Here is a 14,203-nt window from a genome sequence, read left to right as displayed (position 1 = left end):
GCAGCTATTTGATGAGCGCCGCAGCTTGGTCCATAAGAGTGGTGACAGTTGCCAAGGCTTCGTCTTCTGTCTTGCCCCCGACGGCTATCGCTGCGATGACCACACCCTGCTTAGTAGCCTGCGACATCAACATCGACTGTGTCCGACCATCCGGCAATTTGCTGTCCATTCGAGTTGCATAGAGCGAACCGACGGGCTTCCGATTACCCAAGTCAGTCAGCTGCAATGTGGTGGTTCCATTTGGAGTTGTCAGGGTCATGTTTTGACACGTGGCCAGTTCGTCAACGCTCTTCTCTGCCTTCTCGAGGGCCTCCGGAGTCAGACCGGTCCCCAGGGAAATACTGCTCACGGTACCGGCAGCAAGATCCTGGCTAACGCCAACCGCGGCTACTATGCCCGTAGTTGGCTGGGCCATCGAGCCCATGGCCAAATCCTTGCACTCCGCGGGTTCAACCTGCATCTGTGCCCACAGAGCTTTCATCTGGTCCTGGGAGCCACTGATATCTGCACTGGAAGTAACGCTGAGCTTGGTTCCGTGCTTGTCCTGGATCTGACCAACAATGGAGGTCAGCTCCTCCACCGTGTAATTTTTCACCTCTGCAGGCGTCGGTGTGGAGGTCTGAGTCGTCGTCCCGCTTGCGGGTGCGGAAGCAGCCTCCGTGCTGGTTCCGGCACCGCCACAGGCTGTAAGGCCCATGACCAACAGTCCTGACACGAACAATCCGCGCAGCGCATTCTTATTCATTTGTTCCCCGACAAAAGGTTGAGTGAAGAGCTGACTGGCGTCAGTCGAGTACAGACTACAAGTAAGTAGCAGCTGATGCCGTTTAGAGCCCCCAAAACGGCGTTAACTGCTACTTACTTGGGCTAGAAGAGGACTGTTGCGAACGTGCCGACTTGCTCGAAGCCGACTCTTTCGTAGGTGGCCCGGGCCTTGGCGTTGTAGTCATTGACGTACAGGCTCGTTACGGGCGCAAAGGTACGTGAGAGATTTACGACGGCGGCCATGTAGCCAGCGCTCTGGTGGTGCCCACGCATCTCCGGATTCATCCATACGCCTTGGACCTGCGTGACGTCCTGGGTAACTGCACCCAACTCTGCTTTGAAAACAACGGTCCCGGCAGCGTCGATGTGGACCAGCGAATGCCCTTGGCGGATAAGCCCGGCAACGCGCCTGCTGTAGAAGTCCTGGCCGCCCAGGAACGGCGAGTAGCCAACTTCTTCTTCGAACATGGCGGCGCAGGCGGGCAGGATGCGTTCGAAGTCCGCCATGGTGCCGAAGGTCAGCAAAGGATTGGCTTCGATGGCCGGTCCACCGGAAATGGTCAAAAGGGGCTGCCTGGAGCGGACTTCGTGCGCGAAGTGGCCCAACTGCTCAAAGCGGGAGTAGAGGGCCAGCACCGTTTCTGCTGGCCCAAAGATGGAGGCGTATCGCCTGCCGGATTGGTGGGCCGCCGTAGCTACATATCCGGTAAGCCCGGGATCGAGTTGCACCGGTACCAGGTTGGCTCCCGCCCAACAAGCTCCAAGGAGGGTGTCGTCGTCGAACACGCCAAAGACGCTGGCGCCGCCGCTGGTGGGCGCGGCCGATCCTACGCTGTCCAGGTGCGCCAGGATGAAGACGTTGGCAACGGGATCTTCGCTCGCAAGCGCGCGAAGGGCCAAGGTGTCGGCACTGCCGAGCACCCTAACCCCCAGGCCTGTCTCGTTACGAGACGCTAACCACGGGGCTACCCTTGACAGCATCTTCGCCATCGGCCTCCCCCATCTCTTCAGCGATACGCATGGCCTCTTCGATCAGTGTCTCAACAATTTCGCTTTCAGGCACTGTCTTGATGACTTCGCCCTTCACGAAAATCTGGCCTTTGCCGTTTCCGGAGGCTACACCGAGGTCCGCTTCGCGGGCTTCACCCGGGCCGTTGACTACACAGCCCATGACGGCCACGCGGAGGGGGATTTCCATCCCCTCAAGGCCGGCGGTTACCTGCTCAGCCAACGTGTACACGTCCACCTGGGCGCGGCCACAGGACGGGCAGGACACAATCTCAAGCTTGCGCGGGCGCAGGTTCAATGACTGCAGGATCTGGTTGCCTACCTTGATTTCCTCCACGGGCGGCGCCGAGAGGGAAACGCGGATGGTGTCACCGATTCCGCGGGACAGCAGTGCCCCGAAAGCAGTCGCGGACTTGATGGTTCCCTGGAACGCCGGACCGGCTTCGGTTACGCCAAGGTGCAGGGGCCAGTCGCCCTTTTCGGCGAGCATCTCGTAGGCAGCAACCATGATGACGGGGTCGTTGTGCTTCACGGAGATCTTGAAGTCGTGGAAACCGTGCTCTTCGAAGAGCGAGGCCTCCCAGACAGCGGACTCCACCAGCGCTTCAGGGGTGGCCTTGCCGTACTTCTTCATGATGCCCGGCTCCAGGGAACCAGCGTTGACGCCAATGCGGATAGACGTCCCATGGTCCTTCGCGGCCGCGGCAATTTCCTTGACCTGGTCATCGAACTTCCGGATATTGCCGGGGTTCACACGGACCGCTGCGCATCCTGCTTCAATGGCCGCGAAAACGTACTTCGGCTGGAAGTGGATATCGGCGATCACGGGGATCTGGGATTTCCGGGCGATGATCGGCAACGCCTCGGCGTCGTCCGCTGACGGGCAGGCAACGCGGACGATGTCGCAGCCGGAGGCCGTCAGTTCGGCGATCTGTTGAAGCGTGGCGTTGATATCCGTGGTGGGCGTGGTAGTCATGGACTGCACGCTGATAGGTGAATCGGAGCCAACGCCAACGGATCCAACCTTGATCTGCCGCGTCTTACGGCGCGGGGCAAGGACGGGGGGTGGGGCTGCTGGCATTCCCAGGCTGACCGAGGTCACGTGGACTCCTTGGGTTTGGGGTGGATCGTTGTGGTGGAGGACGCCGGAGCTAGGATGCGTGGGCAGCCAGGACGCCGATAATGGGGTCCCATTCCGTGGTGCGGATGCCGGCTATGACGCCGGCTTCGGCGAACGGATCCTGCTTCAGGAGGTCATTGAGTTCGGCTTCATCTGCTGATTTGAAGATGAGCAGTGCGCCGGCACCATCACCGTAGGGTCCGCTCGCAAGCAGCGTGCCGTCCTCTGCGAGGTTGCCCAGCCAGGCGCGGTGCGACGGGCGGGCTTCGTCGCGGAGGGCGCCGGATTCGGCGACGTATACATACTCAACAGCGAAAACAGTCATGAAACTAGCCTATCCCGACGCGTAGCGATGATCCGCCATCCATTGCAGCTCACTCTGCAGGCCCCGGGTCCCGGTCAGGGGTTTCAGCCAAAGATATTCACCGGCTTGACGATGTCCGCGTAAATCAGGAGCGCGCCCATGGCCATCAGCAGCGCTGCCACCACATATGTAGCGGGAAGCAGCTTTGCGATATCGAAAGCACCTGGATCCGGCTTTCCCCTCAGCCTTGCCACCTGGCGCCGGGCCCCCTCATACAGGGCGCCCGCCACATGGCCGCCGTCGAGGGGCAGCAGGGGTACAAGGTTGAAGATGGCCAGCGCGAAGTTCAGGCCGGCAAGCAGCCCTACCAACGTTCCAATGCGTGCCTGGAGCGGTACCTCTTCCATGGCAGCAACTTCCCCGGCCACCCGACCGACGCCAACCACACTGATGGGGCCGTTGGGATCACGGGGTTCCTCGCTGAAGGCGGCCTTCGCCACCCCAACCACACGGGCAGGCAGGTTAAGTATTACTCCGGAAATCTGCTTAATATTCTCCCCTGCCATGGGAAGGACGGACGACGCCGGCTGGGGAACCAAGGCGCTCTGCGCGCCGATTCCCAGGAAGCCAACCTCCTGGTACTTCAGCACGCCGTTGGCATCCTGCTCCTGGCGTCCATCGGCACCGACAACCGGCCGCGAGGACAAGACTGGAGTAACGGTGGTGGAAACTTCCGAGCCGTTGCGTTCTACGGTGATGGGTACTTCCCGGCCCGCCGAGGCCCGGATCCAGCCGGTGAGTTCATCCCAGCTGGTGACGGCTTTGCCGTCGAAAGTCTTGACGGTGTCGTTCGGCTGCAGCCCGGCGGCCGCCGCGGGTGTTGGCTTGCAGTCCGCCGAATCCGGGTCCACCGTTTTGCCGGCAGCCACCTGGCATTTTGAGACGTCCGCGATGGTGGTGGTGGCCGTGGCAACGCCAAAACCCATGAGCAGGACGGCCAGGAGGACCAAACCGATGAGCATGTTCATGGCCGGTCCGCCGAGCATGATGATGATTTTCTTCCAGACCGGCAGCTTGTAAAAGACCCTGCCTTCATCCCCCGGGCCCACTTCTTCATGCGCGACCGAACGGGCCTCACTGGCAAGAGTCTGGAACATGCCCGTGCTGGACGGACGCACCCCGCCATCTTCTTTGTTGGGCGGATACATGCCAATCATGGCCACGTAGCCACCCAAGGGAAGCGCCTTGAAGCCGTACTCCGTTTCACCCTTCTTCTTGGACCACAAGGTGGGCCCGAAGCCAATCATGTACTTGGTCACGCGCACTTTAAAGAGCTTCGCGGGGACCAGGTGGCCAACCTCGTGCAAAGCGATGGATACTGCGACGCCGAGGGCGACGAAGACGACTCCAAGGATGAAAAGAAGGACGGGACTCATACCGACGGGACTGCTTCCATAGGGGGTTCTTTGTTTATACGGCGCTGTTGGCTAAACGATCATGGGTGCGCGTGCGTGCCCAACTCTCAGCATCCAGCACGGACTCCACCGTAAGCTCCGAAGAACCTGAATGTTCGCTGAGGACGGACTCCACCGTGTCAACGATGTCCGTAAAGCGGATGCGGCCCGCGTGGAAAGCCTCCACGGCTTCCTCGTTGGTCGCGTTGAAGACGGCAGGGTAGGTGCTGCCCTGCTTCGCGGCCTCCTTGGCGAGCTCCACTGCCGGAAACGCAACCGAGTCCAGTGGTTCGAATGTCCAACTTGTGGCTTGGGTCCAGTCACATGGTTGGGCAGCCCTTGGAACCCTCCCAGGCCAACCCAGTCCCAAGGCAATGGGAAGCCGCATGTCAGGCGGCGACGCCTGGGCGATGATGGACCCATCCACGAACTGAACCATGGAGTGGACCACCGACTGTGGATGGACCACGACGTCGATCCTGTCCAGGGGTACATCGAACAGCAGATGTGCCTCGATCACTTCCAGGCCCTTGTTAACGAGGCTCGCCGAGTTGGTGGTGACCATGAGGCCCATATCCCAGGTGGGATGCGCCAGAGCCTCGGCGGGTGTGACATCGTGAAGCTGCGCACGGCTGCGGCCGCGGAAAGGACCGCCGGAGGCCGTGAGAATCAATTTCTCCACCTCCTGATCAGTACCCGAACGCAGGCACTGGGCGATGGCTGAATGTTCGGAATCAACAGGCACGATCTGGCCAGGGGCTGCGGCCGCTTTCACCAGGGCACCACCGACAATCAGCGACTCCTTGTTGGCGAGCGCCAAGGTGGCACCGGATGCGAGCGCGGCCAGGGTGGGCGCCAGTCCAATGGAGCCGGTGATGCCGTTGAGAACGACGTCGCATTCGACTTCCGCGATACGGGTGGACGCGTCCGGACCAACGAAAATTTCCGGAGCAAAGCTACGCAAGCCGCTTCGGGCTGCCGCGGCGTCAATCAAGTTCTGTAGTGCTTCCGGATCGCCGTAGGCAATGCCTACAGCCTGCGCCCGCGTGTGGACAGCCTGCTGGGCGAGCAGTTCGAGGTTTCCGCCGCCGGCGCTCAGTGCCACCACTTCGAAAAGGTGCGGGGCGCCGTCGACGACGTCAATCGCCTGTGTGCCGATGGAACCCGTGGACCCGAGGATGACGATCTTGCGCGGCTGCATTGCTTAAGTATCCCAGCAGCCGCAGAAGCGTGCGAACGTAGCACCCGGGTAAGTGGAAAACCCTGCTTGACCACTTCTTTCCCGCGCGTAACGTGGAATTGTGGAGTGGCTGGCCTGGTTTGATGCGCAGGATTGGTTTGACGCGCGGAACTACGAATTCGCGCGGCAGGTATTGCAACGCGGTACGGCCGCCCTCTATCTGGTTGCGTTCCTCTCCACCATGAACCAGTTTCCGGCCCTTCTTGGCGAGCGTGGCTTGCTTCCCGTACCTTCGTTTCTTGAGATGGCGCGGCGTCTGGCCCGGCCCACTCTCTTTCAGTGGCGTTACTCGGATGCCTTGCTGCGTGCAGTCTGTTGGGTGGGCATCGCGGTGTCCGCCTTGCTGGTGTTGGGCTTGCCGCAGTTGGGACCACCGTGGCTGCCGATGGTGGCGTTCCTCGCCCTCTGGTTCCTGTACATGTCGATCGTCAATGTGGGCCAGACGTTCTATGGCTTTGGCTGGGAGATCCTGCTGCTGGAGGCCGGTTTCACCGTAGCGTTCCTTGGCTCGGACCAGGTTCCGCCGCCCACTACCATCCTGATCCTGATTGTGTGGCTGGTGTTCCGGCTTGAGTTCGGCGCGGGAATGATCAAAATCAGGGGCGGGCGTGAGTGGCGCGACCTTTCGGCGATGTTCTACCACCACGAGACGCAGCCGATGCCCGGACCGCTGAGCCGGCAGTTCCATCTCCTCCCCCGTCCTCTGCACAAGGTGGAAGTGGTGGGAAACCACTTCGCGCAGTTGGTGGTTCCGTTCTTCCTGTTCGCGCCCCAACCGCTGGCCAGTATCGCGGCAGGAATCATCATTGTGACGCAGCTTTGGTTGGTGGGCAGCGGTAATTTTGCCTGGCTGAACTGGATGGCAATCGTTCTCGCCTTCGCTGCAGTGAGTGATCCGGTGCCGCATGCTGTTCTTCCCGTCATTCCGCTCGAGTGGCACCCGGGTGCCGAAACACCGCTGTGGTGGCTCGTCGTCGTACTTGCCGTGACGGTCCTGTTGCTGGTCCTCAGTTACCGGCCGCTCCTGAACCTCTTCTCGCGCCAGCAACTCATGAATGCGAGCTTCAACCGCTGGCGCCTGGTCAATGCCTATGGTGCGTTCGGTACGGTGACGAAGCAGCGGATCGAGATCGTCGTCGAAGGCACCATGGCTGAAGAGCCCGATGCAGCTGACGACCAATGGCTGGAGTACGGCTTCAAAGGCAAACCCGGCGACCTCCGCCGTCTGCCACGGCAATGGGCGCCGTATCACCTCAGGCTGGATTGGCTCATGTGGTTCCTGCCGCTGCGGACCGTCCACGAGGGTTGGTTCTATGCCTTCCTGGAGAAGCTGTTGGAGGCAGACGAGACCACGCTTGGGCTGCTTCGCCATGACCCGTTCGACGGCGAACGGCCGCGTTGGGTACGTGCGCGCAGCTATCTTTACCGTTTCGCCAGCCGTGCGGAGTTCCGTGAGACGGGTGAGCGTTGGGTGCGGGTGCTGCTGTATGACGCCATTCCGCCCGTCTCTCTTACGCCTCGACGGCGGCGGCTTCTTTAGCGTTATCCGACTTTGCCGCGGGCGGACTGGGCCTTAGATGCAGGCTTGGCCTTGGACGCAGGTTTGACCTTGGATGCGGGCGGCGGCGCCGTGGACTCACGGACCACCAAGTGCGTAGCCAGCTCCACCCTTCGGGAATCGATATCTTCGCCATGGACCTGGCGCAGGATGAACCGCAGGGCCGAACGGCCCATTTCCTGTAGTGGCTGTGAGACGGAGGTCAGGGGTGGAACGGATTCTTCCGCCTGATGGGTGCCGTCGAAACCGACCAGGCTCATGTCCTTCGGAATCCGGATGTCCTGCCTTCGCGCTTCTGCCAGGACACCCAACGCGATGCTGTCGCTTCCAGCGAATATTGCCGTGGGCGGATCTTCAAGTGCCAGCAGGGCCTTCATGCCTCTCACACCATTCTCGGGCCGAAAGGGGCCCGCGGAGACATAGTCGTCGTCCACAGCGATGCCCTCCGCCATGAGTGCGGCCATATAGCCGTGGAGCCGCGCCTGGCTGCATTCCGCCGTGGCAGGACCGCCTATGTAGGCAATCTTGCGGTGTCCCAACTCGAGCAGGTGCGTCGCTGCGGCCTTGCCGCCGGCCCAGTTGCTGGCACCCACGCTGAACACCTCTGCCGGCGGCGGGTTGAGGGGGTCCACCACCACGATGGGGATCCGGCGTCGTTGGAAGGCTTCCAACTGTGCCGAGCCAAAGGCGGAAGTGACCACGATCATTCCGCTGCGTCCTTCGTCGATGATGCGTTGAGCCCGCTCCTCCGGTCCCAAAGGTGACGCTGTTTGCCTGCTGGTGACCGAGAGGATGACCTCCATGTCCGAGACCGCCGCATGCTCCATCACGCCGTTGAGGACTTCCACGGAGTAGGCCGAGTTCAGGGAGTCGAAAACCACCTCAACTGACTGCCGGGCGGGAAGGCTTTTGCGTTGGAGCGGCGATTTGTATCCGGTTCGCTGCAAGGCCGCCAGCACGCGCGCCCGGGTTTCCTCGGCCACGTCCTCCCTGCCGTTCACCACCTTGGAAACCGTAGGCGCTGAGACACCCACCTCTTTGGCCACGGCAGCCAGTGTGAGCTTGAGCGGACGCAGCTCGCGTTCCATAATCCCCCTGCTTTCGAAATATTTCGGCTTGTTTCGAGTATGCGGGATGCCGAGGGAAAGCTCAAGAAGGCGCCCACAGCAGCTCAAGCAGCGAAAAGTAAACCTTGACGTGTGATGGAATGCACTTTAGTTTAGACCGTGACCTAAACCGCATTCGCGAAATATTTCGGTATTTTTCGGGAGATGGTCACTCCTTTGGGAGATGGGCACCGCAACGTGCCCAACGAGGCGACTACACATGGAGAAGCAATGAAGCAGTTCCAATCATCACGGCGTTCTTTTCTGGCTCTAGCGGCTGTTACGCCATTCGCAGTCATGGCAACCAGTGCCTGCGGTACGTCCGGACCGGGCAGCGCGAGCGGAGGAGGCGCCAGCATGTGGTTCCTCTCCGGCGAGCCGAACCAGACCACCATCCAGAAAGCCGTCGATGCTTTTGGTTCGTCGAACCCCGATAACAAGATCGCTGTGACGTACTTCCAGAACGATGCTTACAAGACGAAGATCAAAACCGCGATCGGCGCCGGCCAGGCCCCCACCATTGTCTATGGATGGGGTGGCGGGACGTTGAAGACCTACGCCGAGGCCAATCAGGTGGAGGACCTGACCAGCTGGTTCGAGGCCAACCCGGATCTGAAAAACAAGTTCTTCCCCGCTTCCTTCGGTGCGGCTACCGTCAACGGCAAGATCTATGCCCTCCCCAACCAGTACGTGGCCCCAGTGGTGCTGTTCTACAACAAGGAGCTCTTTGAGAAGGCGGGGGTGCAGCCACCCAAGACCTGGGACGACGTCATGTCGCTGGTAAAGACCTTCAACGACATGGGCGTAGCCCCATTCTCCTTGGGCGGTCAATCCCGCTGGACCTCCATGATGTGGTTGGAGTACTTGCTGGACCGCATCGGAGGCGCCGAGGTATTCAAGGCGATCTTCGAGGGCAAGCCCAATGCTTGGATGGATCCTGCAGTGATTGAAACGGGTACCAAGATCCAGGAACTGGTGTCCGCCGATGGCTTCATCAAGGGCTTCTCCTCCATCACGGCAGATTCGAAGGCGGATCAGGCGCTGTTGTTCACGGGCAAAGCAGCAATGTTGCTTCAAGGTTCCTGGACGTACGGACCCATGAAGAAGGAAGGCCAGAACTTCGTCCAGGACGGAAAACTGGGCTTCGTCACCTTCCCGACAGTCGCGGGAGGCAAGGGAGATCCTAAGAATGGCGTAGGCAACCCAGCCCAGTACATGTCGATTTCGGCCAAGGCCACCGACAAAGAAAAGGAAACGGCGAAGAAGTTCTTCAAGGAGGGCATCATGACAGACACGGTCATTGACGCCTACATCAACTCCGGTTCGGTCCCGATCGTCAACGGAATTGAAGACAAGCTCGCAACGTCCCCGGACAAGGACTTCCTGAACTTCGTGTACGACCTGGCCAAAAATGCCCCGAACTTCCAGCAGTCATGGGATCAAGCCCTAAGCCCGACTGCGGCGGAGGCCCTGCTTAACAACATCGACCAACTCTTCCTCAAGTCGATCACGCCACAGCAGTTCGCCGAGAACATGAATGCCACCCTGGGCAAATGAGTTCAACAACGACTCACAGGGCTGCCGCTGCACCGCGGAAAATCGAGCAGACCGGGCAGCAAAAATCTGCGCTTGCGTGGCTGACGGTCCCGGCTTTGATCTTCTTCGTGGTGTTCGCGCTTGCGCCGCTGGTAGGTGTCCTGGTTCTGAGCTTCGCCAACTGGGACGGCATCGGCGCCATTGGAGCAGCCGGCCTGGAGAACTGGTCCTCAGTTCTCAGCGACCCCGGACTGTACAACGCCCTGGGCCTGACCTTCCTGATCATGATTGTCTCCTGGCTGGTCCAGACGCCTATCAGCCTTCTGCTGGGAGTCTTCACGGCCGGCACACAGCGTTACAGGGCTGCCTTGGCGGTGTTGTACTTCTTGCCGCTTCTGCTCTCCTCCGCGGCAGTTGCCATCGCGTACAAAGCACTGTTGGACCCTAACTTTGGGCTGGCCATGGGATTGGGTTTGCCTTTCCTGGCCCAGGACTGGCTGGGCGTCCCGCAGTTGGCATTGGGCTTGGTCATCTTTGTGATCGCCTGGCAGTTCGTGCCCTTCCACACACTCATCTACCAAGGTGGTGTCCGGCAAATCCCCAAGTCCCTGTACGAGGCAGCACAGATCGATGGTGCGGGAATCATTAAGCAGTTCTTCCACATCACGCTTCCCCAGCTGAAATACACCATCATCACCTCATCCACCCTGATGGTCGTAGGATCGCTGACGTACTTCGACCTCATCTTCGTCCTGACTGGTGGCGGGCCGGGTAACTCCACCCGCATCCTGGCGCTGGACATGTACTTGCGCGGCTTCCGGGCCAACCTGATGGGCCCGGCAAGTGTCATTGCAGTCATCCTCGTCGTCATCGGCCTTGTCCTTGCCTTGTTCCTCCAGCGCCTTGGAGGCAAGGACAAGCAGGGCAGCCAATTGGAAGGTTTGTAAGGTGAGCACTGTCCTTCGCAGCGATTCGAAAACCGCTCCAGCCACTCCCCCAGGCCACTCCATCAAGGCCAAACAGAGCCTCGGTTCACGGGTCAGGCGGCTGAACATTCCCGGAGGCCTTGGCGGTTGGATATGGCTGGCCATCATCATTGTGCCGATCTACTACATCGTCATCACCAGCCTGAAGACCTCCGAAGGGTACTTTGGGCAGAATCCGTTGGCCCTCCCGGCGGCGCCTACTTTGGAGAACTACAAGCTGGTTCTCGAGGCCAACTTCACCACGTATTTCATGAACAGCGTGATCGTCACACTCGGCTCCGTGATCCCCACGGTTCTGATCTCCTTCATGGCAGCCTTCGCGATAGTTCGTGGTCGCGGCCGATACCTGAAGTTCGTCAACGGCATGTTCCTCATGGGCTTGGCGATTCCGCTCCAGGCAACCATCATCCCGATCTACTTGATGATCATCCGGCTGAACCTGTATGACAGCCTCCTTGCCATCATGCTTCCCTCCGTTGCATTCGCCATTCCTTTGACGGTGCTGATCCTGTCCAACTTCATCCGCGATGTGCCGAACGAATTGTTCGAGTCAATGCGCCTGGATGGCTGCAGCGATTGGCAAACGATGTGGAGGCTGGCGCTGCCCTTGACCCGCCCGGCGATAGTAACCGTGGCAATTTACAACGGCTTGCATGTCTGGAACGGATTCCTGTTGCCGCTGGTACTCACCCAAAGCCCTGGACTCCGTGTCCTCCCCTTGGGACTGTGGACTTTCCAAGGCGAGTTCAGCGTCAACATCCCCGCTGTGCTTGCCTCCGTCGTCCTGAGCACCCTGCCGATCCTGGTGATTTACGTCCTCGGACGCCGCCAGCTGGTCAGTGGTCTTACCGCAGGCTTCAGCAAGTAGAAAGGACCTTCACATGTCAGAACCCAAACGCCTCCGCGTGGGCATGGTGGGCTATGCCTTCATGGGCGCTGCCCACTCGCACGCCTGGCGGACAGCGCCGCGATTCTTCGACCTCCCCCTGATACCCGAACTGACCGCCGTCGCCGGCCGCAACCCGGACGGCGTGCGTGCGGCCGCCGCCAAGTACGGTTGGGATTCGGTGGAAACGGACTGGCACCGACTGATCGAACGCGATGACATTGACCTCATCGATATCTGCACCCCAGGAAACACGCACGCCGAGATCGCTATGGCCGCCTTGGAAGCGGGCAAGCACGTGCTCTGCGAAAAGCCACTGGCCAATTCAGTGGAAGAGGCGGAGAAAATGACAGCGGTTGCCCAGGCGGCAGCCGAGCGCGGCGTACTGTCCATGTGCGGCTTCAGTTACCGGCGCACTCCGGCCTTGGCATTGGCAAAGCGGATGATGGAGGAAGGGCGCCTGGGCGACATCCGCCACGTCCGGGCGCAATACCTGCAGGACTGGCTCAGTGACGCGGATGCGCCGCTGACGTGGCGCCTGGACAAGTCCAAATCCGGCTCCGGTTCACTCGGCGATATCGGCGCCCACAGCATCGACGCCGCACAGTGGATCACAGGCTCCACCATCACCGGCGTTTCGGCGCTGCTGGAGACCTTCGTGAAGGAACGCCCTGTGGGTGGAGATTACGTGGGCCTCGGAGGTCGCGGCGGGACGGACGCCCCCAAGGGGCCGGTCACGGTGGACGACGCCGCGCTGTTCACCGCCCGGTTTGCCGGAAAGCACGACGACGGTGCTGGCGCCACCATCGGCATCTTCGAAGCAACTCGTTTTGCCTTGGGCCGCAAGAATGCCATGCGCCTGGAGCTCAACGGGACCAAGGGCTCGCTGGCTTTCGACTTCGAGGACATGAACTCGCTTCAGGTCTACGATTCGGCGCTGGAACCTGACGCCGGATTCCGCAAGATCATTGTCACCGAACCGTCCCACCCCTACACGGGCAATTGGTGGCCCACCGGGCACGGCCTTGGTTACGAGCACGGATTCACCCACCAGGTGGTGGACCTGGTGAATGCCATCGGCGCCGGGGAGCAGCCCACGCCGTCGTTCTCTGATGCCTTGCAGGTTCAAAAGGTGCTGGCCGCGGTTGAGGCGAGCGCGGGCAACGCGAGCCGCTGGCAGAACGTCTGAGAGGAATGAACATGACCCGACCCATCACCCTTTTTACCGGCCAATGGGCCGACCTGCCGTTTGAGGAAGTAGCCCGGCTGGCTGGCGAGTGGGGCTTTGACGGCTTGGAGATTGCCTGCTGGGGCGATCATCTGGACCCCCGGCGCATCGTCGAGGACGACTCGTATCTTCAAAGCAAGCTGGACATCCTGGAGAAGCACCACCTCTCGGTCCATGCGATCGCCAACCACCTGACTGGACAGGCAGTGTGCGATGACCCCATCGATGAACGTCACCGGGACATCCTGGCACCAAACGTGTGGGGCGACGGCGATCCTGAGGGCGTCCGTCAGCGGGCCGCCGAAGCAATGAAGACCACGGCACGTGCGGCGGCAAGGCTTGGGGTCAAGACCGTCACGGGGTTCACGGGCTCGTCCATCTGGAAGTGCGTTGCGATGTTCCCGCCGGCTTCAGAAGGCATGATCGAGCGCGGCTACCAGGACTTCGCAGACCGTTGGAACCCCATTCTGGATGTCTTTGACGAGGTAGGAGTCCGTTTTGCCTTGGAAGTCCATCCGTCGGAAATCGCCTACGACTACTGGACTGCCAAACGCACACTGGAAGCGATCGGGCACAGGGACAGTTTTGGCCTGAACTTTGACCCCTCCCACTTCATCTGGCAAGACCTTGACCCCGTGATGTTCCTCCAGGACTTCGCGGACAAGATCTTCCATGTCCATGTGAAGGAATCCGTGCGCCAGCTCAATGGACGCAACGGTCGTCTTGGATCCCACCTACCGTGGGCGGATCCCCGCCGTGGCTGGGACTTCGTCACCGCAGGCCATGGAGACGTGAACTGGGAACCCATTTTCCGGATGCTCAACGCGATCGGATATACCGGACCTACCAGCATCGAATGGGAAGACGCCGGCATGGACCGGCTGATCGGCGCCCCGGAAGCGTTGGACATGGTCCGCCGGCTGGCTGCTATCCGTCCCCCGGCTGCAGCTTTCGATGCCGCCTTCGCCGCTCGCTGAAACTGATTTTCGAACAGCCAACAGACTCACCCGGA

The 14,203-nt window shown here is 60.7% G+C and carries 13 protein-coding genes; 6 read left to right on the top strand and 7 right to left on the bottom strand.

The annotated features are described in order from the left end of the window. Positions 1–4 precede the first annotated feature (4 nt). The 6 genes from VUN82_07955 to dxr form a co-directional block, all read right to left on the bottom strand. Positions 5–745: a hypothetical protein gene (locus tag VUN82_07955; protein XAS73757.1), complete on the bottom strand. Its 741-nt coding sequence runs from the start codon at positions 743–745 to the stop codon at positions 5–7. 122 nt (positions 746–867) lie between these two features. Continuing rightward, a complete protein-coding gene (locus tag VUN82_07950; GenBank protein XAS74644.1) occupies positions 868–1,746 on the bottom strand; it encodes a DUF4081 domain-containing protein in 879 nt (292 codons plus the stop codon). Then, entirely contained in the window at positions 1,709–2,875 is a 1,167-nt protein-coding gene (gene ispG, locus VUN82_07945; protein XAS73756.1) for a flavodoxin-dependent (E)-4-hydroxy-3-methylbut-2-enyl-diphosphate synthase, read from the bottom strand. The genes VUN82_07950 and ispG overlap by 38 nt, the downstream gene beginning before the upstream one ends. 49 nt (positions 2,876–2,924) lie before the next feature. Then, positions 2,925–3,218 carry a YciI family protein gene (locus VUN82_07940; protein XAS73755.1) on the bottom strand — a complete coding sequence of 98 codons (294 nt, stop codon included), beginning with the start codon at positions 3,216–3,218 and terminating at the stop codon, positions 2,925–2,927. Between the two features lie 83 nt (positions 3,219–3,301). Beyond that, the gene (locus VUN82_07935) at positions 3,302–4,633 is read right to left on the bottom strand and encodes a site-2 protease family protein (protein ID XAS73754.1); all 1,332 of its coding nucleotides are present in this window, start codon (positions 4,631–4,633) and stop codon (positions 3,302–3,304) included. Positions 4,634–4,667: 34 nt separating this feature from the next. Continuing rightward, positions 4,668–5,852, bottom strand: coding sequence for a 1-deoxy-D-xylulose-5-phosphate reductoisomerase (gene dxr / locus VUN82_07930; protein ID XAS73753.1), 1,185 nt, complete (start codon positions 5,850–5,852; stop codon positions 4,668–4,670). A 100-nt stretch (positions 5,853–5,952) separates the two neighbouring features. Here dxr and VUN82_07925 point away from each other — a divergent pair, with 100 nt between their 5' ends. After that, positions 5,953–7,431 (top strand): lipase maturation factor family protein, encoded by a 1,479-nt coding sequence (locus tag VUN82_07925; protein ID XAS73752.1) that lies wholly within the window; start codon positions 5,953–5,955, stop codon positions 7,429–7,431. A gap of 2 nt (positions 7,432–7,433) precedes the next feature. On the opposite strand, the gene VUN82_07920 is transcribed toward VUN82_07925, so the two are convergent. After that, positions 7,434–8,537, bottom strand: coding sequence for a substrate-binding domain-containing protein (locus VUN82_07920; GenBank protein XAS73751.1), 1,104 nt, complete (start codon positions 8,535–8,537; stop codon positions 7,434–7,436). A 249-nt stretch (positions 8,538–8,786) separates the two neighbouring features. Between VUN82_07920 and VUN82_07915 the strand changes: the two genes are divergently transcribed. From VUN82_07915 to VUN82_07895, 5 genes are read left to right on the top strand one after another with little or no spacing between them, the layout of a single operon-like run. Beyond that, positions 8,787–10,112, top strand: coding sequence for an extracellular solute-binding protein (locus tag VUN82_07915; protein ID XAS73750.1), 1,326 nt, complete (start codon positions 8,787–8,789; stop codon positions 10,110–10,112). After that, complete coding sequence (locus VUN82_07910; GenBank protein ID XAS73749.1) at positions 10,109–11,038, top strand: sugar ABC transporter permease; 930 nt, start codon at positions 10,109–10,111, stop codon at positions 11,036–11,038. Before VUN82_07915 ends, VUN82_07910 begins: the two co-directional genes overlap by 4 nt. Position 11,039: 1 nt before the next feature. Beyond that, entirely contained in the window at positions 11,040–11,945 is a 906-nt protein-coding gene (locus VUN82_07905; protein ID XAS73748.1) for a carbohydrate ABC transporter permease, read from the top strand. 13 nt (positions 11,946–11,958) lie between these two features. Continuing rightward, positions 11,959–13,152, top strand: a complete 1,194-nt coding sequence (locus VUN82_07900) for a Gfo/Idh/MocA family oxidoreductase (GenBank protein ID XAS73747.1) — start codon at positions 11,959–11,961, stop codon at positions 13,150–13,152. A gap of 11 nt (positions 13,153–13,163) precedes the next feature. Further along, entirely contained in the window at positions 13,164–14,168 is a 1,005-nt protein-coding gene (locus VUN82_07895; protein ID XAS73746.1) for a sugar phosphate isomerase/epimerase family protein, read from the top strand. The last annotated feature ends 35 nt before the right edge of the window (positions 14,169–14,203 follow it).

The organism is Micrococcaceae bacterium Sec5.1, assembly GCA_039636795.1.
Lineage (GTDB): Bacteria > Actinomycetota > Actinomycetes > Actinomycetales > Micrococcaceae > Arthrobacter.
Note: the sequence above shows the minus strand (reverse complement) of the source record. Positions and strands in the feature narration are given on the sequence as shown.

Bases quoted from the DNA above. Each gene is read 5' to 3' on its own strand.
- VUN82_07915 (XAS73750.1), top strand. From the start codon at position 8,787: ATGAAGCAGTTCCAATCATCACGGCGTTCTTTTCTGGCTCTAGCGGCT.
- VUN82_07900 (XAS73747.1), top strand. From the start codon at position 11,959: ATGTCAGAACCCAAACGCCTCCGCGTGGGCATGGTGGGCTATGCCTTC.
- dxr (XAS73753.1), bottom strand. From the start codon at position 5,852: ATGCAGCCGCGCAAGATCGTCATCCTCGGGTCCACGGGTTCCATCGGC.
- VUN82_07955 (XAS73757.1), bottom strand. From the start codon at position 745: ATGAATAAGAATGCGCTGCGCGGATTGTTCGTGTCAGGACTGTTGGTC.
- VUN82_07910 (XAS73749.1), top strand. From the start codon at position 10,109: ATGAGTTCAACAACGACTCACAGGGCTGCCGCTGCACCGCGGAAAATC.
- VUN82_07940 (XAS73755.1), bottom strand. From the start codon at position 3,218: ATGACTGTTTTCGCTGTTGAGTATGTATACGTCGCCGAATCCGGCGCC.
- VUN82_07935 (XAS73754.1), bottom strand. From the start codon at position 4,633: ATGAGTCCCGTCCTTCTTTTCATCCTTGGAGTCGTCTTCGTCGCCCTC.
- VUN82_07895 (XAS73746.1), top strand. From the start codon at position 13,164: ATGACCCGACCCATCACCCTTTTTACCGGCCAATGGGCCGACCTGCCG.
- VUN82_07950 (XAS74644.1), bottom strand. From the start codon at position 1,746: ATGCTGTCAAGGGTAGCCCCGTGGTTAGCGTCTCGTAACGAGACAGGC.
- VUN82_07920 (XAS73751.1), bottom strand. From the start codon at position 8,537: ATGGAACGCGAGCTGCGTCCGCTCAAGCTCACACTGGCTGCCGTGGCC.